20 protein-coding genes are annotated in these 21,097 nt (G+C 72.9%); 11 read left to right on the top strand and 9 right to left on the bottom strand.

The genetic code is table 11. From position 1 onward, the window contains the following. Positions 1-172 precede the first annotated feature (172 nt). Positions 173-1,666 carry an LVIVD repeat-containing protein gene (locus tag IE145_RS29465; protein ID WP_189528484.1) on the bottom strand — a complete coding sequence of 498 codons (1,494 nt, stop codon included), beginning with the start codon at positions 1,664-1,666 and terminating at the stop codon, positions 173-175. 156 nt (positions 1,667-1,822) lie between these two features. Here IE145_RS29465 and IE145_RS29460 point away from each other — a divergent pair, with 156 nt between their 5' ends. Beyond that, positions 1,823-2,509, top strand: a complete 687-nt coding sequence (locus IE145_RS29460) for a DUF305 domain-containing protein (protein WP_189528483.1) — start codon at positions 1,823-1,825, stop codon at positions 2,507-2,509. A gap of 92 nt (positions 2,510-2,601) precedes the next feature. Beyond that, complete coding sequence (locus IE145_RS29455) at positions 2,602-4,026, top strand: FAD-dependent oxidoreductase (RefSeq protein ID WP_189528482.1); 1,425 nt, start codon at positions 2,602-2,604, stop codon at positions 4,024-4,026. Between the two features lie 13 nt (positions 4,027-4,039). On the opposite strand, the gene IE145_RS29450 is transcribed toward IE145_RS29455, so the two are convergent. The 3 genes from IE145_RS29450 to IE145_RS29440 form a co-directional block, all read right to left on the bottom strand. Further along, positions 4,040-4,828: a class I SAM-dependent methyltransferase gene (locus IE145_RS29450; protein ID WP_189528481.1), complete on the bottom strand. Its 789-nt coding sequence runs from the start codon at positions 4,826-4,828 to the stop codon at positions 4,040-4,042. 79 nt (positions 4,829-4,907) lie between these two features. Next, a complete protein-coding gene (locus IE145_RS29445; protein ID WP_189528480.1) occupies positions 4,908-5,330 on the bottom strand; it encodes a hypothetical protein in 423 nt (140 codons plus the stop codon). Positions 5,331-5,503: 173 nt separating this feature from the next. Continuing rightward, a complete protein-coding gene (locus tag IE145_RS29440) occupies positions 5,504-6,220 on the bottom strand; it encodes a cupin domain-containing protein (RefSeq protein ID WP_189528479.1) in 717 nt (238 codons plus the stop codon). Positions 6,221-6,460: 240 nt separating this feature from the next. On the opposite strand from IE145_RS29440, the gene IE145_RS29435 reads away from it, so the two are divergent. From IE145_RS29435 to IE145_RS29420, 4 genes are all read left to right on the top strand, one after another. Further along, entirely contained in the window at positions 6,461-7,546 is a 1,086-nt protein-coding gene (locus IE145_RS29435) for a WD40/YVTN/BNR-like repeat-containing protein (RefSeq protein WP_189528478.1), read from the top strand. 67 nt (positions 7,547-7,613) lie between these two features. Further along, a complete protein-coding gene (locus tag IE145_RS29430) occupies positions 7,614-8,291 on the top strand; it encodes a uracil-DNA glycosylase (RefSeq protein ID WP_030112429.1) in 678 nt (225 codons plus the stop codon). Next, positions 8,288-9,466, top strand: a complete 1,179-nt coding sequence (locus IE145_RS29425) for an N-acetylglucosamine kinase (protein ID WP_189528477.1) — start codon at positions 8,288-8,290, stop codon at positions 9,464-9,466. The genes IE145_RS29430 and IE145_RS29425 overlap by 4 nt, the downstream gene beginning before the upstream one ends. Before the next feature lie 157 nt (positions 9,467-9,623). Continuing rightward, positions 9,624-10,556 (top strand): sirohydrochlorin chelatase, encoded by a 933-nt coding sequence (locus IE145_RS29420; protein ID WP_189528476.1) that lies wholly within the window; start codon positions 9,624-9,626, stop codon positions 10,554-10,556. A gap of 146 nt (positions 10,557-10,702) precedes the next feature. Here the strand turns inward: IE145_RS29420 and IE145_RS29415 are convergent, their stop codons facing one another. The 3 genes from IE145_RS29415 to IE145_RS29405 all read right to left on the bottom strand — a co-directional run bounded on the left by IE145_RS29415 (position 10,703) and on the right by IE145_RS29405 (position 13,927). Beyond that, a complete protein-coding gene (locus IE145_RS29415) occupies positions 10,703-11,764 on the bottom strand; it encodes a lactonase family protein (RefSeq protein ID WP_189528475.1) in 1,062 nt (353 codons plus the stop codon). A 154-nt stretch (positions 11,765-11,918) separates the two neighbouring features. Continuing rightward, complete coding sequence (locus IE145_RS29410; RefSeq protein ID WP_189528474.1) at positions 11,919-12,230, bottom strand: hypothetical protein; 312 nt, start codon at positions 12,228-12,230, stop codon at positions 11,919-11,921. A gap of 197 nt (positions 12,231-12,427) precedes the next feature. Next, on the bottom strand, positions 12,428-13,927 hold the full coding sequence (locus IE145_RS29405; protein WP_189528473.1) for an FUSC family protein: 1,500 nt from the start codon (positions 13,925-13,927) through the stop codon (positions 12,428-12,430). Positions 13,928-14,187: 260 nt separating this feature from the next. On the opposite strand from IE145_RS29405, the gene IE145_RS29400 reads away from it, so the two are divergent. The 3 genes from IE145_RS29400 (at position 14,188) to IE145_RS29390 (ending at position 16,712) form a co-directional block, all read left to right on the top strand. Beyond that, positions 14,188-14,523 carry a hypothetical protein gene (locus tag IE145_RS29400; RefSeq protein ID WP_189528472.1) on the top strand — a complete coding sequence of 112 codons (336 nt, stop codon included), beginning with the start codon at positions 14,188-14,190 and terminating at the stop codon, positions 14,521-14,523. Positions 14,524-14,682: 159 nt separating this feature from the next. Then, positions 14,683-15,198: an Lrp/AsnC family transcriptional regulator gene (locus IE145_RS29395; RefSeq protein WP_189528471.1), complete on the top strand. Its 516-nt coding sequence runs from the start codon at positions 14,683-14,685 to the stop codon at positions 15,196-15,198. A 305-nt stretch (positions 15,199-15,503) separates the two neighbouring features. Further along, positions 15,504-16,712, top strand: a complete 1,209-nt coding sequence (locus IE145_RS29390; RefSeq protein WP_229825938.1) for a serine/threonine-protein kinase — start codon at positions 15,504-15,506, stop codon at positions 16,710-16,712. Positions 16,713-16,757: 45 nt separating this feature from the next. Here IE145_RS29390 and IE145_RS29385 read toward each other — a convergent pair whose 3' ends face one another. After that, positions 16,758-17,750 (bottom strand): aldo/keto reductase, encoded by a 993-nt coding sequence (locus IE145_RS29385; RefSeq protein ID WP_189528469.1) that lies wholly within the window; start codon positions 17,748-17,750, stop codon positions 16,758-16,760. Between the two features lie 117 nt (positions 17,751-17,867). Further along, complete coding sequence (locus IE145_RS29380; protein WP_189528468.1) at positions 17,868-18,773, bottom strand: glycoside hydrolase family 16 protein; 906 nt, start codon at positions 18,771-18,773, stop codon at positions 17,868-17,870. 272 nt (positions 18,774-19,045) lie between these two features. On the opposite strand from IE145_RS29380, the gene IE145_RS29375 reads away from it, so the two are divergent. Together IE145_RS29375 and IE145_RS29370 are read left to right on the top strand one after the other, a co-directional pair. Continuing rightward, on the top strand, positions 19,046-19,609 hold the full coding sequence (locus tag IE145_RS29375; RefSeq protein WP_189528467.1) for a DNA polymerase ligase N-terminal domain-containing protein: 564 nt from the start codon (positions 19,046-19,048) through the stop codon (positions 19,607-19,609). Positions 19,610-19,746: 137 nt separating this feature from the next. Continuing rightward, on the top strand, positions 19,747-21,081 hold the full coding sequence (locus IE145_RS29370; protein WP_189528466.1) for a geranylgeranyl reductase family protein: 1,335 nt from the start codon (positions 19,747-19,749) through the stop codon (positions 21,079-21,081). Positions 21,082-21,097: the final 16 nt, after the last annotated feature.

Here is a 21,097-nt window from a genome sequence, read left to right as displayed (position 1 = left end):
CCGGAGTTGCGGGGTCCGCCGTCGCAGGGGTCCAGGATGTCCCGACCCGGCTCATCGGTCAATGAATTTGCGGGGCACACGCACCGGGGCCGGTGTCTCGCGGGCGGAAGACCGCCCGGGAGACACCGGCCCCGGAATGCCCGGCGAACCTCCTGTCCGACGCGCTGACGGATCAGCGGGCGAAGTAGTCCGGCTGGGTCTGCGCGTTGAGCTCGTCCAGCTCCACCCGCTCCGCCGGGTCGGTACGCCGGTCGTCCAGCTTCAGCACGTCGAAGCCCTTGGCGATGTCGCTGGAGTAGATGTGACCGTTGTAGTAGTACGCCGACCAGGGGCCGGCCGTGGTGACCCGGTCGAGGGTGACCGGGCCGCGCTCGAAGAAGGCGATCTCCTCGGGCTTCGCCGAGTCGGTGAAGTCCCAGACGGAGATGCCACCCTGGTACCAGGCCTGGACCATCAGGTCGCGGCCCTTCACCGGGATGATCGAGCCGTTGTGGGCGACGCAGACCTCGGCGTCGGCCTGGTGGCGGTCGATCTTGAAGTAGCTGCGGAAGACCAGCTTGCGCTTGTCGCCCTTGCCGACGATGTCGTAGATGCCGTCGGCGCCGCGCTTGGGGCCGATCTGCTCGTTGCAGGTGGCCGCGCCGCCGCCGCCGAGCTCGTCGGTGAAGACGACCTTGTTCGCGCCCTGGTTGAAGGTCGCCGAGTGCCAGAACGCGAAGTTCACGTTGTCCTGGACCCGGTCGATGATCTTCGGGCGCTCCGGGTCCTCGATGGAGAACAGCAGACCGTCACCCATGCAGGCGCCGGCCGCCAGGTCCTTCGACGGCAGCACCGTGATGTCGTGGCAGCCGGTCGTCTTGGAGACCCCGGGGTTCTCGGGCGCTCCCGGGTTGCCGCCGTCCGGGAAGAGCACCGGGAAGTCGATGACCCGGGCCTTCTGGGGCGCCTTGAGCGGCACCTTGATGATGGAGATCCCGTCGTGCGGCGGCTGACAGTCCGGGAACGCCTCGTTGGGCGCGTACGAGGAGACGTAGACGTACACGTTCTTCCTGCCGTCCGGCACCAGCGTGTGCGTGTGCGAACCGCAGGCGGTCTCGACGGCGGCGATGTACTTGGGCTGCCGCTTGTTGCTGATGTCGAAGATCTTCATGCCCTCCCAGGAGGACTTCTCCGTGGCGGGCTGGGAGGTGCTGGAGCAGGAGTCGTCGCTGCGCGACGAGTCCGTCGAGAGGAAGAGCAGGTTCCCGGAGACCGAGATGTCGTTCTGCCCGCCGGGGCAGAGAACCTGCGAGACCGTCCTGGGCTTCTTCGGCTTGCTGATGTCGTAGATGACGAAGCCGTCGTAGTTGCCGACGAACGCGTACTTCCCCTGGAACGCGAGGTCCGTGTTCAAGCTCGTGAGGGCACCCTTCGGCACGTTCGTCAGGTGCTTGATGTTGGAGCTGTGGACGATCTCGTCCACGCCGGGTATGTCACCGCCGGCTATCGCGGCCCTGGCCTCGGCCTGGTCGCTCCTGGAGACGGAACCGCGTTCGGCCGGGGCGTCGCCCGGGTCGGGGGTCGCGGCCGCTGTGGTGGCCGTCAGCAGCGTGGCGAGGAGTCCGGCCGCGGCTGCCACCGCGCCCAGACGTCTGCGCCGCACGCGGGTGGTGTGCAACGAGGTCACTGCGTCCTCCCTTGTATCCGTTCGGGTCGAACGGCTATGCATCCCCGGCAGTATCGTCCCTCACATGTACACATCAACAGATGGCAACGGAGACGTAAGGAAAGTTTTTGATCTTCGGCCGGTGGAAGCGTGTTAGGACGGTCTGCAACAAACCCCGTGGCACAGGAGGTCACCGTGTTGATCCATCGCCGGAACGCAGCTCTGCGCTCAACCGCTCTCGCGGCGGCGGCGGTTGCCGCCGTGCTCGTCCTGGGAGCCTGCGACGCGGACAGCGGTGACGGAAGGTCGGAGAAGGCCAAGGACGCGGGTCCCGGTGTGGTCGCGCCCGGCAGACCGGGCGAGCCCGCCCGGACGCTCTCCGCCGAGGAGGCCGCCGAGGAGACCGGTCGGGACACCGCCAACTCCGCGGACTTCCGCTATGCGCAGATGATGATCGAGCATCACGCTCAAGCGCTCGTGATGACCGAACTCGCCCCGAAAAGGGCCTCCGGGAGCGCCGTCAAGCGGCTCGCGGAACGCATAGCGGCGGGCCAGAAGCCGGAGATCGGCGCGATGGAGGGGTGGCTTGAGCGAAACGGCGGCGACAGGCGCAAGCAGCACCACGACCACTCCCGGATGCCCGGCATGGCGACCGAGGACCAGCTGCGGAAGCTGCGCGCCGCCGAGGGCACGGCCTTCGACGAGCTCTTCCTGAAACTGATGATCACCCACCACCAGGGGGCGATCACCATGGCCACGGAGGCGCTCAGCGAGGGGAACGACATCTTCGTCGAGGAGATGGCCGGTGATGTGGTCGCCCAGCAGACCGTGGAGATCAACCGGATGCGCGGGATGCTGGACTGAACCGCCCGGCTGCGCTGCTCCGCGCGCCCGGCGGTGCCATCCTGGAGGAATCCTCGGGAAACGGGAGGACACCTCGGGAAAAGAGGTACGCCGTGCTCTCCGTCGCCGTCGTCGGTTCCGGCCCCAGCGGGGTCTACACCGCCCAGGCCCTCCTCCAGCAGTCGCTGGTGCCCGATGTACGCGTCCATGTCCTGGACCGGCTGCCCACCCCTTACGGACTCGTGCGGTACGGGGTGGCCCCGGACCACGAGAAGATCAAGTCGCTGCAGAACAGCCTGCGGGCGGTGCTGGAGGACGAGCGGGTCACCTTCGTGGGCAACGTCGGCGTCGGCGGGGCCGGCGGGGTCTCCCCCGCCCGGCTCGCGGAGCTGTACCACGCGGTCGTCTACTGCGTCGGGGCGTCGGCGGACCGGGCGCTGTCGGTGCCGGGCGAGAACCTGCCGGGCAGCTACTCGGCCACCCGCTTCGTCTCCTGGTACAGCGCCCACCCGGACATCGGCGCCGACCCGTTCGCCCGGGACGCCCTGGACGCCCGCTCGGCCGTCGTGGTCGGCGTGGGCAACGTGGCGGTCGACGTGGCCCGGATCCTGGCACGCGGCGCCGGGGAACTGCGCCGCACCGACGTGCCCAGCGCCGCGCTGCGCGCGCTGGAGGAGAGCCGGGTGCGCGAGGTGCACATCGTGGGCCGCCGGGGCCCTTCCCAGGCCCGGTTCACCACCAAGGAGCTGCGGGAGCTGGGAGCGCTGCCCGGAGCGCGAGTCGTCGTCGACCCGGTGGAGCTGGCGCTCGACCCGGCGTACGCCGCCCCGGACGGCCTTCCCGGGGGCCTGCCGCTGCCCGCCGTGGTGCGGCGGAACCTGGAGGTGCTGCGCGGCTGGTCGGCGGGGTGCGGGGCGGGTGCCGCCGGGGCCGAGTCGGGCGGGGCACGGGGCCCGGCCGGTGACGCGGGGCGCCGTATCCGGCTGCGGTTCTTCCTGCGGCCGGTGGAACTGCTGGAGCGCGGCGGGCGGGTGGCCGGGGTGCGGTTCGCCCGGACGGCCCCGGACGGGACGGGCGGTGTACGGGACACCGGCCGTTACGAGGACATCGAGGCACAGCTCGTCCTGCGGGCGGTCGGCTATCGCGGGGTGGAGCTTCCGGGGCTGCCGTTCGACCCGGTGCGCGGAACGGTGCCGCACGCGGCCGGCCGGGTACTGCGGGGCGGGGTGCCGTCGCCGGGTGAGTACGTGGCGGGGTGGATCAAGCGGGGGCCGACCGGGGTGATCGGCTCGAACCGCTCCTGCGCCAAGGAGACGGTGGGCTCGCTCCTGGCGGACGCGGCCGCGCTGACGCGGCGTACGGCGGCGGGCGATCCGCTGGCCGTGCTCCGGGAGTGGGGGCTGCGGCCGGTGGAGTGGACCGGTTGGCTGTCGATCGAGCGCGCGGAGGCGGAACTGGGCCGTTCGCTGGGGCGCGGCCCGGTGAAGATCCCCGACTGGGCGGGGCTGCTGGCGGCGGCCCGGGACGAGAACCGATGAGCGGCCCGCGCGGTCACTCCCGGGTCGCCACCACCAGGCGGGCGCGGGGGCTGCCGTCGGGGCGGCGGCCCAGTTCGGTGAGCGGCATCAGCCGCACGGCGAATCCGGCCTGCGTCAGGTCCTCCAGCACGTCGCCGAGCCGGAACGTGCGGTAGTACATGACGAACCGCGGGCGCCACAGGGCGTTGCGCACGCGCATCGCCGCGTCGAAGCCGAGCAACGTCCAGTAGGCGCGGGATCCCACCGGGGGCGGGGCGCCGATCGGGAAGACGAACCGACCGCCCGGCCGCAGCGATCCGTACACCTCGGCGAAGAGGCCGAAGCGTTCGGCGGGCAGGAAATGGCCGAACGCACCGAAGCTCACAGCGAGATCGAAGACGGGGGCGAAGGGCAGGGAGCGGACGTCGGCCCGTACCCAGTCGACTGCCGGCCTCCCTGCGGCTGGCCCCGCTGCGGCTGGTCCCGCTGCGGCCGCGGCCTCCCCTGCCGGCCCCTCTCCCCCGGGTGGGAATGCGGCCCGGGCCTCCGCGAGCATGCCCGCGCTGAAGTCGACCCCGACAACCCGCTCACGGCACAGCTGCCGGAGTACGCCCACCCCCGCGCCGGTGCCGCAGCAGACGTCGAGGCCGGTGTCGAAGGGGCCGAGCCGACGCACCTCGACGGCGACGGCGTCGAGCACGCGGTCCGGGGTGCGGTAGGGCGTGTGGTCGAACTTCGGGGCGAGCAGGTCGTAACCGTGCTCGATCGAGGAGAGCGCCTGGACGGCCAGTTCGCGCACGGTGGGGCCCTTTTCGGTAAACATCACGGGCCACCCTACCGACGTGGCGGGCCCGCTGCGGCCACGTGCTGTCGTCCCGCCCGGGACATGAGGGCCTCCGGCGTCAACGGCCTTCGGGGAGGCGCCGCTTGAGGGTGATGGCGGCATCGGCGGCGTAGGCCTGGGTCCAGCTGCGCCCCGCCCCGGACTTCCAGGTGACATGGACCGTGGCGCCGTCGGTACGGGCGCTCTCCACGGTCATGGCACGGTCGCCGGCGCGCACGTCGCCGCGGCGCAGTCGGCCCGCCTCGACCGTGACGGGGCGCCCCGCCGGCGCGTTCTCGGTCTCCTCGGCCGCCCTGAGGAGTTCGGCGGCCAGCTCGCGGGCCGCCTCGGGGGTGCAGGACCAGACGAGCTCACCCGCCGAGGGTGTGAGCCGGATGCCGATACGGGGTGCGGAGGCGGGGTCTTCCCCCGGAGTGGCCGGGGTGACCGCGATCCGCACAGGGTGGCCGTCGGCGTCCGTGATCCCGTTCCCGCTGCTCATCGTCGTCTCCTCGGTGTTCCTGGCCCTGGCCGTCTCCGGTCCCTGTCCGGCCGCCACCAGGATGTCAGCACCCGGCGGCCGGCCGTACGAGCGGGCCCGGCGGCCGACAGGGCGGCTCGGCCGGATCGGCGTCCGGCGGTCACCGTCCGGCGGGGCCGCTCGGCGCGGTGAGGTCAGGTGCGGTAGACGTCCAGGCGGCCGCACATGCCGAACCTGCCGTACGCCGAGGGGCGTTCGGCGTGGACGCGGGCGTCGGCGAGGTGGCCGGCCTCGCCCCGGCCCAGGGCGTCGAGCTGGTGGGCGGTCGCGGCGGCGGCCGTGGCGGCCCCGTTCTCCCAGCGGGTGCGCCACTCCCCCGTACGGGGACGGACGAGCGCGGCGGCGGCCCGGTGGAACGCGGCCAGCGGCTCCCGGTCGCCGTCCTCCACGGCCTCGCGCAGGGCCAGGAACCCTTCGACGGCGAGGTCGCGCCGGGCCCGCGCCGCCTTCTCCTGCACGGCCTCCCCGGCGTCCACCGGGAGCGCCACCGCCGTGCGGTAGTCGTCCGGGTCCTTCAGCCTGCCGGGCGGCAGCGTGAGCACGGCGTCGCCCGCCTCGGGCAGCCCGCTGTTCTGCATCAGCACGATGAGACCCAGCCCGTCCTCGTTGACCAGGCGGTGGATGGTGCCGGGAGTGAACCAGACCAGCGCCCCGGGGGTCAGCGGGGTCTCCCGGTACCCGGCGGCCGTGAGGGTCTGCACGGAGCCGCTGCCACCCACCACGACGTACCCCTCCGAGCAGGTCAGGTGGAGATGCGGGGTGCCCCCGCGCAGCCCGTCGGCCGCAGGCCAGTCATAGACGGTCAGATGCGAGACGGCGACGGCGCCGGGCAGTCCTTCGAAGGTCACCACGGGAGCTCCTGGGTCTGGGCGGCACGGTCCCCCGACTGCACCGCAAGCGCTTTCTACGAAGCTCGGACGCTAGAACCGCCACCGGACACCGGTCAAGGGAGCCGGACACGCGGGCCGTCCCAGGAACCGCACCCCTTGGGGCGGCTGGGCGGGCGGCGGGCGTGTGCGCGAGCCGCTGTCAGTGGCCGGGTGCAGACTGGCACTGTTCCGGCACAGCGTCGTTTCGGGAGGTCCAGGACCATGACCGATGTATTGCTCACCACAGGCACCCGCAAAGGTCTCTTCATCGGCCGCAGACGCGGCGGGACCTGGGAGATCACGGGCCCGCACTTCAACGCGCAGGCGATCTACTCGGTGGCCGTGGACACCAGGGGGGACACCCCGAGAATCCTGGTCGGCGGGGACAGCGCGCACTGGGGGCCGTCCGTCTTCCACTCGGACGATCTGGGCGAGACCTGGGTGGAGCCACGGCAGCCCGCGGTGAAGTTCCCCAAGTCCACCGGGGCTTCGCTGGAGCGGGTCTGGCAGTTGCATCCGGCGGGCCCCGAGGCACCGGACGTGGTCTACGCGGGCACCGAACCGGCCGCGCTGTTCCGCTCCGAGGACCGGGGCGAGTCGTTCGAGCTGGTCCGTCCGCTCTGGGAGCACCCGACCCGCTCCCGGTGGGAGCCGGGCGGCGGCGGTGAGGGGCTGCACACCATCCTGACCGACTCCCGGGACGCCAGGGCCGTGACGGTCGCCGTGTCGACGGCGGGGGTGTTCCGGACGAAGGACGGCGGGGCGAGCTGGGAGCCGTCGAACAGGGGCGTCTCCGCGGTCTTCCTCCCGGACCCGGACCCGGAGTTCGGGCAGTGCGTCCACAAGGTCACCCGGGACGCGGCCGACCCGGACCGGCTCTATCTCCAGAACCACTGGGGCGTGTTCCGCAGCGACGACGCCGGTGACCACTGGAGCGACATCGGCGCGGGGCTGCCCTCCGACTTCGGGTTCGCCGCCGTCGCACACCCGCACCGAGGCGATACGGCATACGTCTTCCCGATCAACGCCGACGCCGACCGGGTTCCGGCGGAGCACCGCTGCCGGGTGTTCCGTACGACCGACGCGGGGCTCACCTGGGAGCCGCTCTCCGAGGGCCTGCCGGACGGGGCGCACTACGGCACCGTGCTGCGGGACGCACTCTGCACCGACGACGCCGACCCCGCCGGGGTCTACTTCGGCAACCGCAACGGCGAGTTGTACGCCAGCGCGGACGACGGGGACAGCTGGCAGCAGCTCGCCTCCCATCTGCCGGACGTCCTGTGCGTACGGGCGGTGGCGCTCGGCTGACGGGTCGCCGGCGGGAGCACCGACGGCAGTTGATCGGAGTGGTCGTATCAGCAGTAGAGTGCGGGCCGTGGCAGCACGACCGTTGAAAGAGATCATCGAGCCGGGGTGGGCCGACGCCCTCGAACCCGTCGCCGAACGCATCGCCGCTATGGGCGACTTCCTCCGCGCGGAGATCGCGGCGGGACGCACGTACCTGCCCTCCGGGGCGCACGTACTGCGAGCGTTCCAGCAGCCGTTCGAGGAGGTGAGAGTGCTGGTCGTCGGCCAGGATCCGTATCCCACCCCGGGACACGCGATCGGGCTGAGCTTCGCGGTGGCCCCCGACGTCCGGCCGCTGCCGGGCAGCCTGGAGAACATCTTCCGGGAGCTGCACGGGGATCTGGGGCTGCCCAGGCCGTCCAACGGCGATCTCACTCCGTGGACCAGGCAGGGGGTGCTGCTGCTCAACAGGGCACTGACCACCGCGCCGCGGCGGCCCGCCGCCCACCGGGGCAAGGGCTGGGAAGAGGTGACCGAGCAGGCGATCAAGGCGCTGGTGGCCCGGGGCACTCCGCTGGTGTCGGTCCTGTGGGGGCGGGACGCCCGCAATCTGCGCCCGCTGCTGGGTGACTACCCGGCGATCGAGTCCGCGCACCCCTCCCCCATGTCCGCGGACCGGGGCTTCTTCGGTTCGCGGCCGTTCAGCCGGGTCAACGAACTGCTGGAGCGCCAGGGAGCGCAGCCGGTGGACTGGCGGCTTCCGTGACCCATCCCGGGCCGGCCGGGGCCCGCACCGGGCCGGTCGGCGATCCGGCCGGTCCCGGTGCGTATGTCCTCGGCGTCGACTCCGGGGGCTCCGGGCTGCGGGTGGCGCTCGGCCGGGTGAAGGAGCCGGGGCCCCTCGCGACGACGGTCTGCGCCGAGCCGGTACGGACGGGTCCGGGCGGTATCGACGCCGGGCATCTGCTGGATCAGCTGCTGCCCGCCGCCCGGGAGCTGCTGGACCGGGCTTCGGCCGCCGCGTCGGCGGAAGGCCGGAGCGACGCCCCGCGAGCTCACGGCGTTCCGGCGGACGGCGTTCCGGCGGGTGAGGTCGCGGCGGTGGCGATCGGGGCCGCCGGGATGGCCACGCTGGGCGAGCGGTTGCGGGCGGAGCTTCCCGGCGCACTCGCGCAAGCCCTGGGGGCACGCCGGGTGGCGCTGGCCGCCGACGCGGTGACGGCCTACGCGGGCGCGGTGGGGCAGCGCCCGGGCGCGGTCGTCGCCGGCGGCACGGGCATGATCGCCCTCGGTACGGACCTGAAGGAGTGGCACAGGGCCGACGGGTGGGGTCATCTTCTGGGTGACAGCGGCGGCGGCGCGTGGATCGGCCGGGCCGGGCTGGACGCGGCGATGCGGGCCCATGACGGGCGGCGTGGCGGTTCCGCCGCGCTGCTGGACCGGCTGCGGGCCGTGTTCGGGCCGGCGGAGGAGCTGCCGGGGTTGCTCTACCCACGCTCCGACCGGCCGGCCGTGCTGGCCTCGTTCGCCCCTGAGGTGGCGGCGTGCGCCGGAGCGGACCCCATCGCCGCCGGCATTCTGCGGCAGGCCGCGGGCCATGTCGCGGAGGCGGCGGCGGCCGTGTGCCCGGCGCCCGCCGGATCGGACGGTGAGCCGGGCGAGGGCGGCGGGACCGGCGAAGTGGCCCTGACCGGCGGCCTGTTCCGGATGGGCGAACCGCTGATCGCACCTCTGCGCGAGGAACTGGCACAGCTGCTCCCGGGGGCCCGGGTGACCGTCGCGACGGGCGATCCACTGACGGGCGCACTCCGGATCGCGCGCGCCCTGGCGGCCGGGGACCTGCGTCTGCCGCGTCACCCGACGATGCTGTTCGTACCCCTGGAGCAGGAGACCGGACAGCACGCGGATCCAGTGGTGCGCGCCTCCCCCCGGTCAGGGTGACGGAGGGAAGGACGAACGGGCGAACCGGGGGAAACAGCGAGCCGACAGACAGGGACACTCCGGTGGTACATCACTCATCGGACATAAGCGGATAGTTAACGCTCGACCTGCCCCTCCCCGAACAGAGGGGCAGGCAAAACCAGTAGCATGCGGCGCCATGAGCACCCCCACTGGGCCCGCTTCCGGCCTGCCTGTACGAATGCCGCGACCTCGCCAGTCCGGACGGCACCGCCGCCCGGAGCCCGTGGTCGCACCCGAGGGCGCTGCCGCGCTCGTTCTCGCCGTTCCCGGTACCCCTTCATCGGCCACGCGCAGCCTGGCCGATGAAGTGATCAGCATCGCCCGTTCCGAGCTGCCCGGCCTCAACGCCCGGATCGGCTACCTCGACGGCGACGATGCCGAGTACCCGACCCTTGCCACCGTTCTCACCCACAACGCCGCCGAGCGCGTCGCGCGCTTCGAGCAGGCTGTCGCGGCCGGCCGTGAGGTCGCCGAGCCCACCGGTCCGTCCGCCGTCGTGGTCCCGCTGCTCGCGGGTCCGGACAGCGCGCTGATCCGGCGGATACGGCAGGCCGTGATGGACAGCGGTACGCAGGCCGAGCTGACCGATGTGCTCGGCCCGCACCCGCTGCTCGCCGAGGCCCTGCACGTACGGCTGTCGGAGGCCGGTCTCGCGCGTGCCGACCGCGCCCGGCTGTTCACCGTCGCCACGGCCGCCGACGGCATCGTGCTGGCCACCGTGGGCGGGGAAGAGGCCGTGCAGGCCGCGGGGATCACCGGCATGCTGCTGGCCGCCCGGCTCGCCGTGCCGGTGATGGCCGCCGCGCTGGACGTGGAGGGCTCGGTCGCCGCGATCGCGGAGCAGTTGCAGGGCTCGGGTTCCGCGCAGCTGGCGCTGGCGCCCTACCTGGTGGGCCCGGAGGTCGACCCCGGCCTGCTGGACACCGCGGCGAAGGAGGCGGGCTGCGCGACGGCCGAGCCGCTGGGCGCCTACCCGGCGATCGGCAAGCTCGTGCTGTCCCTGTACGCCACGACGCTGGGCATCACGCCGGCGACGCCGCAGGGCACCCAGGGAGCTCAGGCGCACTGACCGGAGGCCGTCGCCCTCGGGCGGCGGCTCGGGAAGCCGGACAGCGCGGCGGGCCCGGACCGGAGGAAAAATCCCCGGTCCGGGCCCGCCGCGCTGTTCCCGGGCTGCCGTGGCCGGGCCCGGCCGACCGGCCGCAGGGGCCGAGGTCAGACCAGGACGACGCAGGAGACGGCGGGGGCCTCGACCGAGCCCGCGTGTCGCGGGATGCCGGTCTCGGCGTCCACGGCGAACCAGCTGACGTTCCCCGAGTGCTCATTGGCCGCGTACAGCCACTGGCCGCTCGGGTCGAGGGTGAGGTCGCGCGGCCAGCGGCCGCCACAGCCGACGGTTGCCACCAGGGCCGCCTTCTCGCCGCTCTCGTCGAGGGTGAGCACCGAGATGCTGTCGTGCCCGCGGTTGGCGGTCCACAGGAAGCGACCGTCGCGGGCCACGACCACCTCGGACGGATAGGTGCGCACCGCCTCGTCGGCCGTCTCGTGCTCGGGCAGCACCGGGGTCTCCCCGAGGACGTCGAGGCGGCCCGTAGCCGCGTCCCAGCGGCACACGGTGAGAGTCGGTTCCAGCTCGCCCAGGACGTAGGCGAGGGCGCCCGAGGGGTGGAAGGCCAGATGGCGCGGTCCGGTGCCCGGACGCAGCGCCGTCTCGCCGTGCGGACGCAGGGCCCCGGTGGCGGGGTCCAGGGCGCAGACGCGTACGGAGTCGGTGCCCAGATCCACGCTGACCAGCCAGTTCCCGGAGGGGTCGGCGAGGACCTGGTGGGCGTGCGGGGCCTCCTGACGGTCGGCGTCGGGGCCGCTGCCCTCGTGTTGGAGCACCGAGACCGCCGCCCCGAGGGTGCCGTCGGCGAGGACCGGCAGGGCGGTGACGCTGCCGGAGGTGTAGTTGGCGGTGACCAGGTGGTTCGCGGCGAGCGCGAGGTGGGTGGGCGCATCGCCGTCGACAGCCTGGGCGGGGCCCAGGAGCGTCGGTACGTCCCCGTCGACGGCGAAGGCGGCGGCGACGCCCGGGGCGCTTTCCCCGACGGCGTACAGGAGCGTGCCGCTCTCGCCGGGGCCGACCGCGAGGAAGGAGGGGTCGGGCACGGCGTCCGTGGACCCGAGGACGGTCAGGGCTCCGGTCTCCCGGTCCACGGAGGCGGCGGTGATGCCGAGCCCGCCCGCCGAGGTGAACGACCCCAAGAATGCCCGCCCGGCGCTGTTGCCGATCATTGCGCTACCCCTCTTCACCGTCGCCGCGATCTTCACGGGCGACGGTAGCAGGCAGGCCGCTGCGGTCCAGACCAATCCAGGGCATCGTCGGCCAGGGGCGGGCGGTCACTCGGAGAGTGAGCCACCGGCACCCTTCAGCCGGCCCGGGGAAGGGTCAGTGATCGTCCCAGTGGCCGGCGTGAGCCGCATGGCGGTGGCCGTCGTGCACATAGTCCAGGTGGTCGCCGTGCGGGACCGCCACGTGCCCGCAGCTCTCACCGTGCACGTGGTCGTGGCCGGCGTGCTCGTGGTGACCGGCGGCCTCGCACTCGTCCGCGTGGCCTTCGTGCGCACGGTGCAGATGACCGTCGTGCACGTAGTCGACGTGATCGTCGTGGGGGACCGCCACGTGTCCACAGCCTTCGCCGTGCGCGTGATCGTGTCCGGTATGCGGCTTGTGCTGCAGGGATGTTGCCACGCTGTCCATCTCCACATGCTCGGGCCACCGCCCGGTCGAGGACGGCGGCAGCGGACTCTCACCTTGCTCCTCCCCTTACGGGCAAGGCTGCCATGTGGGACATATGAGAGCAAAAGGGCCATCTCGGTCGTACAGCGGACTCGACCGTGCGGGGCTCGGCCGTACAGCGGACTCGACCGTGCGTCGGAAGCGCACGGCGCCGGACGTCAGGCGCTCGTGGACGCCGCGCGCGGGGCGTGGCTCAGCGGGCTGACGAGTCCGGCGAGCGCTCGCTCCAGGCCATGCAGGTGGGCCAGGGCCGGGTCCACGGCAGCGGCGGGCAGTTCGGGCAGGTGGAAGCCGCGGGCACCCTCGGGCGCGGTCAGGGCTTCGACGGCCGCCTCCACCCGGGAGCACGCGGCGGACAACCGCGCGTCGTGCGAGGCGTCCGGGTCGGCGGCGATGGAGGCCAGACCCCGTACCTCCCGTACGCAGTCGTCCAGCAGCGCGATCACCTGGCGGGCGCGCACCTTGCGGGCCGGCAGCGGACTCAGGGGGTGCACCAGCGGTGCGAGGGAGAGCCTGACCCGGCCGAGCAGCATCTCCAGCTCGGCGACGCGGGGCGCGGGGTCGGCGAGCGTCGACCCGGCGAGCCGGTCGGCCGCCTCGGCCGTGCAGGCGTGGACGCACCGCAGCGCCTTCTGGATCCACGCGTCGGTGATGGCGTGGGTGGTGACGGGGAGCACCAGCAGCACGGCGAGCACCGCGCCGAGCGCGCCGACGGCGGTCTCCGCGACGCGCAGCCAGAGCAGGGCGGCGTCCAGGACGCCGAGCGAGCCGTAGAGCATGCCGGCCATCAGCGTCACGAAGAACATCATCCAGCTGTACGAGACCGCCGCCGTGTAGAAGATGCCGAAGACGCCGACCGCGACGACGGCGGCGGTCGGGACGGCGGCGCCGTCGAGCGGGATGGCCACCGCGAAGCCGGAGACGATGCCGATCACGGTCCCGAGGACCCGGCGGAATCCGCGGACGAGCGTTTCGCCGCGCGAGGTGGTGTTGACGAAGACCCACCAGGTGGCGCCGACCGCCCAGTACCACCGTTCGTCGGACAGGACCTGCCCGATGCCGAGCGCGAAGGCCCCGCCCAGGGTGGCCTGGACGGCCTGCCGGGTGGTGACGCGCAGCCGCCCCCGGATCTCCGGTGGCGCGGGCTGGGCGGCGGCGGGGAGCCCTCGCTCGTAGCACCAGAGGCCGAAGCGAACGGTGGACGAGGCGCACAGCGACAGCGCCACGGCGGCGTACAGCTCGTGGAGCTGGCCGGGCACGGTGTGCAGGAACTGGGCGGCGAAGAACATCATGAACGCGAAGACGCCCAGCGCGTGCCCGCGCGGCCCCCAGCGCCGGGCGTACACGCCGGCCCCCAGCACGGCGAGGAAGACCAGGTCCCGGGCGAGGGGCTGGTCGTGTAGGGCCGCCGCGACGGCGAGGACGGGCAGACCGGCGACGGGGAGCAGGGCGGTGGTGGCGGCCTGCCCGCGCACCGTCGGGTCGGTCACGGTGAAGAGGGCGAGCAGAGCCGCGAGGCCGCCGGTGATGGCCGCGACGAGCGAATGCCCGACTAGCCCGCACAGCACGACGGCGAGGCCGATGCCGACCACGGCACGGCAGGCGAAGCGCAGCCGGACCCGCCCCGGGTCCGGCGCCACGAACACCCTCTTCAGCACGCTTCCACCCCTTCCGCGTCGCCGCAGAACTCGCATGAAAAAGGCGCCGCGGAAGTCCGCAGCGCCATCGACGCCACCATTGCAGCATCTGCCGAACCCTTGGATCAAACCGGGAGGAATATCCTGTACCAATGGACCAGTGAAATGGGCGGATATTCGGCCACCAGCGTGCCAACGGACCATCCGGGGACGAGACGGGCCGTCCCGGGATAAGTACGCGTACTCATCCCCGGAGAGCCTCCCCGGCGCAGGATCCCGTCATGGACATGGACACGCACACGGGGATGCGCACGGCCGGCTTGGGGCGGCGGCGCGAGCCGCGCACCGGCACGGCGAACCTTCTGGTGTTCCTGGGCCTCCTGCCGCTCGACATCCTGGTGGGCGGTTACGCCTGGCTCGCCGTCGGCATGCGGGGCTGGGCCGCGGCGCACAACGGTGAGGACGCCGCCCTCCCGGTGACGGAGCTGCTGTGGAGCGGGGGCCTGCTGACGGCGATCGGGGTGGCCCTGTGCTGGGGGCGGTTCCGGGCTGCCGCCGTGGTCCAGTTCGCCCTGACGGTCGTGGTGATGGCCGTGCTGTCGTCGTCCTACGGGTGACGGACGACGGGCGGCCACGGACGACGGGGGGCCACGGGGGACGGGGGGCCACGGACGACGGGTGATGCGCCTGTCGCGGCCTCGCTGTTCCGGGACGGCCCTCTCGCCCTGGGTACAGTCGGGGCCGGACAGGACGGCTCGGAAGGAGATCGGCGGATCATGGCGGTGGACGCTCTCGACACCCGGATCCTGCGCCTGCTGATCGAGCAGCCGCGCACCAGCGTCCGGGAGTACGCGCGCATCCTCGGCGTGGCCCGCGGCACCCTGCAGGCGCGGCTCGACCGGCTGGAGCGCGACGGCGTGATCACCGGCACCGGGCCGACCCTCTCCCCCGCCGCGCTCGGCCACCCCGTGCTCGCCTTCGTCCACCTGGAGGTCACCCAGGGGCATCTGGTCGAGGTGGGTGACGCGCTGGCGGCCGTGCCCGAGATCATCGAGGCGTTCTCGACGACGGGCGGCGGCGATCTGCTGACCCGCGTCGTCGCCCGGGACAACGGGCACCTGGAGGACGTGATCCAGCGGCTGATCCAGCTGCCGGGGGTCGTCAGGACCCGGACCGATGTGGCCCTGCGCGAGCGGGTGGCGCACCGGGTGCTACCGCTGGTGGAGTCCGTGGGCCGCGCGGCGGGCGACCGCGACCGGCCGGGGCCCGGCCCCGGGGCCGCTGCCGGGTGACCGGAGCGATGGTCCGGCGGACGGCTCGGCGGATGGGGACTCCCGGCCGCCGAGCCGTCCGCGCATGCGGCAGTGCCCGGTAGATGTGGCGGGCCGTCAGCCGAGTCCGGTAAAGGGGCCGTCGGGGTATCCGGGGCCCGCCGGACCGATATCCTGATCATGTCGTTCACCGCACCGCCCCGGACTCCGTCGGAGACCGGGTGCCCCGGGGTGCCGACAGCCGGAGCGGGCGACGATTCGAGATAGGTGTACAGGTGCTGGTAGCTGGTCGGTACCGATTGGTATCCCCCATCGGTCGTGGCGGCATGGGCGAGGTGTGGCGCGCCACGGACGAGGTCCTGGGACGGGCCGTGGCCGTGAAGCTCCTGCTGGGGGACCAGGCGGACGCCTCGTCGACCGCCCGCTTCCGGCTGGAGGCCCAGACCGCCGCCCGGCTGAGCCATCCGCATCTGGTGGCGGTGTTCGACTTCGGCGCCTGGGAGGACCGGTTCTTCCTGGTGATGGAGCTGGTCGAGGGCCAGAGCCTCGGCGACCTGCTGGCCGCCCAGGAGCGCGTCCATCCCGAACTGGTCGCCCGGATCGCCGGCCAGGCGGCCGCCGGACTCGCCGCCGCGCACCGCCAGGGCATCGTCCACCGCGACATCAAGCCGGGCAACCTCATGCTGGACGCGGACGGGTCGGTGAAGATCGGCGACTTCGGGATCGCCCAGTTCGTCGACGACCCCTCGACCGCGCTGACGACGGCCGGTCACATCGTCGGCACCAGCCTCTATCTGGCCCCCGAGCGGGCGCTGGGGCGTACGGCCGACTCGGCCTCCGACATGTACTCCCTGGGCTGCGTCGTCTATCAACTGCTGCTCGGGCAGCCCCCGTTCCGCTCCGACACGGCGACTGCGACGCTGTACCAGCATGTCGACACCCCGCCGGTCCCGCTGCGGCAGCACGGTGTGGAGATCTCCGCCGCCTTCGACGCGTATCTGCTCGGGCTGCTGGCCAAACAGCCGGAGGAGCGGCCCACCGCACAGCAGGTCTCCGACTGGTTCCGCACCGACGCCTGGCGCGGCCTGCCGGAGCCCCTCCCCGCGCAGACGCCCCCATCGCACCGGGCGACCGCCCCCATGGCGCCGAAGCCCTCCCCCGCGGCCCCGTCCGCACCGGTCGGCCCCACGACGTACCGGCTTCCGGGGCCCACGGGGCGCAGACGGCAGGCGCCGGCCCGTTCGGCTCCGGCCCGTCGTCGCAGCACCCGCGAGGCGATCCGGCGGCGCCCCAGGGTGGCCAGCGCCATCGCGGGCACGGCGACGTTCCTGGTCGCCGTGTATCTGGGAATGATCCTGTTCTCCCCGGACTCCAGCTCCGCCGGTACGCCGGACCAGAGCCCGTCCTCGGCCCCGTCGGCCCCCTCCCGGGACGCCGGCGACGGCGATCAGCAGCAGGGCACGCAGCAGCAGGACGCGCAGCAGGAGCGCGACGGGGACGGAGAAGAGGACGGGGAGGACGAGCGGGACGACTGAGTCCCGCTCACCGCTCCCCCGTTCATCACTCCCCGTCCGCCGCCATCACCAGCGGCCGTGGACCTCCGCGCGGATCGACCGGTCGTACAGCTCCCGCACGGCGTCCAGCGTGCTCTGCGGCAGCGGCGGCAGGGCGGCGGCAGCCGCGTTGGCGCGGGTCTGTTCCACCGAACGCGCCCCGGGGATCACACTGGTGACGCCCGGCTGCTGGATGATCCAGCGCAGCGCGGTCTGCGCGGGGGTGGCGCCCTCCGGGGCCAGCCCGGCGAACTCGGCGGCCGCGGCGACGCCGGTGGCGTAGTCGATGCCGGAGAACGTCTCGCCCTGGTCGAACGCCTCGCCGTGCCGGTTGTACGTCCGGTGGTCCTCCGGGCCGAAGACGGTGTCCTTGGTGTACTTGCCGGAGAGCAGGCCGGAGGCGAGGGGGACCCGGGCGATGATGCCGACGCCCGCGGCGGCGGCCGCCGGGAGGACCTCGTCGAGCGGCTTGAGGCGGAACGGGTTGAGGATGATCTGCACGCTCGCCACGCCGGGGCGCGCGATGGCGGCCAGCGCCTCCGCGCAGGTCTCGACGCTCACCGCGTAGGCGGCGATCCGCTGCTCGGCGACCAGGGTGTCCAGGGCGTCGTAGACGGCGTCGGAGGAGTAGACGCTGCTGGGCGGGCAGTGCAGTTGCACGAGGTCGAGTGTGTCGGTGCCGAGGTTGGCCCGGGAACGGTCGTTCCAGGCGCGGAAGTTGTCCAGGACGTAGTTCTCCGGCACCTGGTCGGCCCGGCGGCCCATCTTGGTGGCGACGAAGACGTCCGCGTCGGGGCGGTTCTTGAGGTAGCGGCCGATGAGCTGTTCGCTGCGGCCGTCCCCGTACACGTCCGCGGTGTCGAAGAAGGTGACGCCGGATTCGACGGCCGCGTCGAGGACGTCGAACGCGTCGTCCTCCGCGACCTCGCCCCAGTCACCGCCGAGTTGCCAGGTGCCCTGTCCGACGACCGAGACGTCACGGCCGGTCCTGCCGAGTGTGCGCTGTTCCATGAGGATCATGCTATTCCGCTTCTCGTGCCGGGCGGGGCGGGCGGGTGGAGGGGGACGGGGCGGACGGCGGCAGGAGCACCTCTGCCGCCGTCCACGTTTCCGGGGCTCCCGGTCAGCCGCCGGTCGTCACGACGTCGTCACCCGGACGTAGTCGATGACCATCTGCTGCGGGAACCGGGTGGAGCCGTCGGGGTCGCCGGGCCAGTAGCCGCCGACCGCGAGGTTCAGGATGAGGAAGAAGGGCTTGTTGAACACCCACTGGTTGCCGCCCAGGTCGGCGGGGGTGCGTCGCTGGAAGACGTTGCCGTCGACGGACCAGGTGATGGAGTCGGGTGCCCAGTCGACGGCGAAGGTGTGGAAGTCGTCGGCGAACGCCTGGCCGTTGGGCAGGGTGTAGGCGGCGCCGATGCCGCCCGAACCGGAGTAGCCGGGGCCGTGCAGGGTGCCGTGGACCGTGCCGGGCTCGAAGCCGACGTTCTCCATGATGTCGATCTCGCCGCTGTCGGGCCAGCCGACGTTGCCGAAGTCGTCGCCCAGCATCCAGAAGGCGGGCCAGATGCCCTGGCCGCGCGGGATCTTGATCCGGGCTTCGACATGGCCGTAGGCGGCGGCGAACTTTCCGGAGGTGTTGAGCCGGGACGAGGTGTACCGGCATGCCCCGTACCAGCACTGGTAGTTGCCCGGGTTCTCCTTCCGGGCGGTGATCACGAGGTTGCCCTGGCCGTCGAGGGCGGCGTTGCCGTTGCCCGGCGTGTAGTACTGCCGCTCGTGGTTGTTGACGTTGTCGCCGGTCTCGATCTGCCACTTGCCTCCGTCCACGCCGGCGCCGGCCGGCCCGTCGAACTGGTCCTCGAAGGCGACGGCCATGGCGCCCGGTCCAGGGGCCGGGGAGTCGGCGGCGGGTGCGGCGGACGCTCCGCCGGGGAGTGCGGTGAGGATGGCGGAACAGCAGAGCAGCGCCGCCGCGTGGAGGGCGACGCGGCGGCGCCGGGAGACGCTGCGCGCCGTGGAGTGCGTGGGGTGCACGGTCATCACATCACTTCGCGTGGGGGGACATGCACATGAAGTGCATGCGCATGACAGGTCAACGCCGAGAGGTGAACGGTTGGGGCGATCTCCTCGGGCGCATATTTCAATTCTTGATTTAAGGGAGTGCCACAGGAGCCGTCAATAACTTGGTCCGGACCGGAGAAGGAACGGCATGGTTCATCGGCATATGCATCTGAAGGCGGCGGTCCCGTCGTGCGGTTCCCCCCGGGCGGCGGCAGAGTGGAGATACGGACCGGGCGCGAAGGGAGCACGACGTGGAGAACGACGGCACACCGCGACCCCACTTCGTCGTGCAGATCCATGACGCGCGACGGCTGCACTTCGACTTCCGGCTGGAGGTCGACGGCGTACTGAAGTCCTGGGCGGTGCCCCGCGGGCCGTCGGAGAACCCCAGCGACCGGCGGCTCGCCGTGCCGACGGAGGATCACGCTCTGGAGTACCGCGAGTTCGAGGGGGTCATCCCCCGGGGCGAGTCCGGCAGCGGCACGGTCATCGTCTGGGACCAGGGCACCTACCGGCCGCTCGGGCACGACGGCCAGGGCGACTCCGTCCCCTTCTCCGAGTCCCTGGAGCTGGGCCACGCGACGTTCTGGCTGTACGGGTCGAAGCTGCACGGCGAGTTCGCGCTCACCCGCGTCCAGAAGGGCGACGAGCCGGACAGCGGCGGCCATGAGGCCTGGCTGCTGATCAAGGCCAACGACCGCCTCGCCGTACGCGACCGGCCCGGCTCACCCGACCCGTACCACGCCCGGTCCGCCCGTACGGGACGGACGCTGCACCAGGTCGCCGCGGCGGCGGCCCGGAGCGGCGAGGGCTGACCCACCGGCCGGACGAACGCCCCCTCCTGCCACGCCCGTTGTCCGGACGCCGGGTATCGCCCCGGCCCGTCCTGATCGATGATGTTGCCCGGGGCCGCCGCCCCGGGCAGGCAACGGCCGTTGACGAAGGGGTGGTCATGCGGGAGCAGCCGACGGACACGGACGCACGGGAGCCGTCCCGTACGGAGACGGACGCCCAGGTGATCGTGGTGGGGGCGGGCCCGGCCGGCTCTTCGGCCGCGTACCACCTGGCGCGCGCCGGGGTGGACGTGATCCTGCTGGAGAAGGCCCGCTTCCCCCGGGAGAAGGTCTGCGGTGACGGCCTCACCCCGCGGGCGGTGCACCAGCTCATCCGGATGGGCGTCGACATCACCGCACCGGGCTGGACGCGTTCACGCGGGATGCGCTGGGTGGCCGGGAAGCACCGGGTGCACATCGAGTGGCCGGCGCTGGGCCGCTACCCGGACTTCGGCCTCTCCCGCAGCCGGCACGACTTCGACGACATCCTGGCCCGGCACGCCGTGGCGGCGGGGGCTCGGCTCCACAGCGGCTGGAAGGCGGAGCGGCCGCTGACGGACCGGGCGGGCCGGGTCACCGGGGTCGCCGCGTCCTCGGACTCCCCGGACGTGCCGGACCCGGTCGACTTCCGCGCGCCGGTCGTCATCGCCGCCGACGGGGCGTCCGCCCGTCTCGCCCTGGCGCTGGGCCTGGAGCGGGACCCGCGACGCCAGATCGCGACCGCCGCCCGGCGCTACTACCGCAGCCCGGAACGCTCCCGGGAGGAGTACCTGGAGCTGTGGGCCGACCTCCGCTTTCCCGGCGGAGGTCCGTACCTCCCCGGCTACGGCTGGATCTTCCCGATGGGCGACGGCCGGGTCAACGTCGGGCTGGGGGCGCTCCCCCACCGGCGGCACGGCAAGGCGGACCTGCGCGCCACCCTGGACCAGTGGCTGGCCCGCACTCCGGAGCAGTGGGGGCTGCGCGAGGAGAACGCGGAGGGGCCGGTGCGCAGCGCCGCCCTGCCCCTCGGTTTCAACCGCCATCCGCTGTACGCCCGGGGGCTGTTGCTGGCCGGTGACTCCGGCGGGATGGTGAGCCCCTGGAACGGTGAGGGCATCGCCCAGGCGATGGAGGCGGGCGAGGTGGCCGCCGAGACCACGGCCCTCGCCCTGGCGCACCCTCAGGGGCACCGCCGCGAACAGGTGCTGCGCGGCTACCCGGTGGAGATGAACCGCCGCTGGGGCCGCTACTACCGGCTGGGCAACACCGCGGCCGATCTGCTCTTCAGCCGCTCCGGCTTCCAGCCGGTGCTCAACCGGTACGTCATGGGATCGCCGTTCCTCCTCGACCTCCTGGCCCGGCTGCTCACCGACCTCACGGACAAGCCCTCGCGCGATGTGGCCGACCATGTCCTCAACACGGCGTTCCGCCTCGTCCCGGCCCCGAGGCCGCCGAAGAGGACTCGCCGGTAGGGAGGTTGCCCGGGCG

This window comes from Streptomyces sindenensis (genome assembly GCF_014649035.1).
Lineage (GTDB): Bacteria > Actinomycetota > Actinomycetes > Streptomycetales > Streptomycetaceae > Streptomyces > Streptomyces sindenensis.
Note: the sequence above shows the minus strand (reverse complement) of the source record. Positions and strands in the feature narration are given on the sequence as shown.

Bases quoted from the DNA above. Each gene is read 5' to 3' on its own strand.
- IE145_RS29450 (WP_189528481.1), bottom strand. From the start codon at position 4,828: ATGTTTACCGAAAAGGGCCCCACCGTGCGCGAACTGGCCGTCCAGGCG.
- IE145_RS29445 (WP_189528480.1), bottom strand. From the start codon at position 5,330: ATGAGCAGCGGGAACGGGATCACGGACGCCGACGGCCACCCTGTGCGG.
- IE145_RS29435 (WP_189528478.1), top strand. From the start codon at position 6,461: ATGACCGATGTATTGCTCACCACAGGCACCCGCAAAGGTCTCTTCATC.
- IE145_RS29420 (WP_189528476.1), top strand. From the start codon at position 9,624: ATGAGCACCCCCACTGGGCCCGCTTCCGGCCTGCCTGTACGAATGCCG.
- IE145_RS29415 (WP_189528475.1), bottom strand. From the start codon at position 11,764: ATGATCGGCAACAGCGCCGGGCGGGCATTCTTGGGGTCGTTCACCTCG.
- IE145_RS29410 (WP_189528474.1), bottom strand. From the start codon at position 12,230: ATGGACAGCGTGGCAACATCCCTGCAGCACAAGCCGCATACCGGACAC.
- IE145_RS29400 (WP_189528472.1), top strand. From the start codon at position 14,188: ATGGACATGGACACGCACACGGGGATGCGCACGGCCGGCTTGGGGCGG.
- IE145_RS29395 (WP_189528471.1), top strand. From the start codon at position 14,683: ATGGCGGTGGACGCTCTCGACACCCGGATCCTGCGCCTGCTGATCGAG.
- IE145_RS29390 (WP_229825938.1), top strand. From the start codon at position 15,504: ATGGGCGAGGTGTGGCGCGCCACGGACGAGGTCCTGGGACGGGCCGTG.
- IE145_RS29385 (WP_189528469.1), bottom strand. From the start codon at position 17,750: ATGATCCTCATGGAACAGCGCACACTCGGCAGGACCGGCCGTGACGTC.
- IE145_RS29380 (WP_189528468.1), bottom strand. From the start codon at position 18,773: ATGACCGTGCACCCCACGCACTCCACGGCGCGCAGCGTCTCCCGGCGC.
- IE145_RS29370 (WP_189528466.1), top strand. From the start codon at position 19,747: ATGCGGGAGCAGCCGACGGACACGGACGCACGGGAGCCGTCCCGTACG.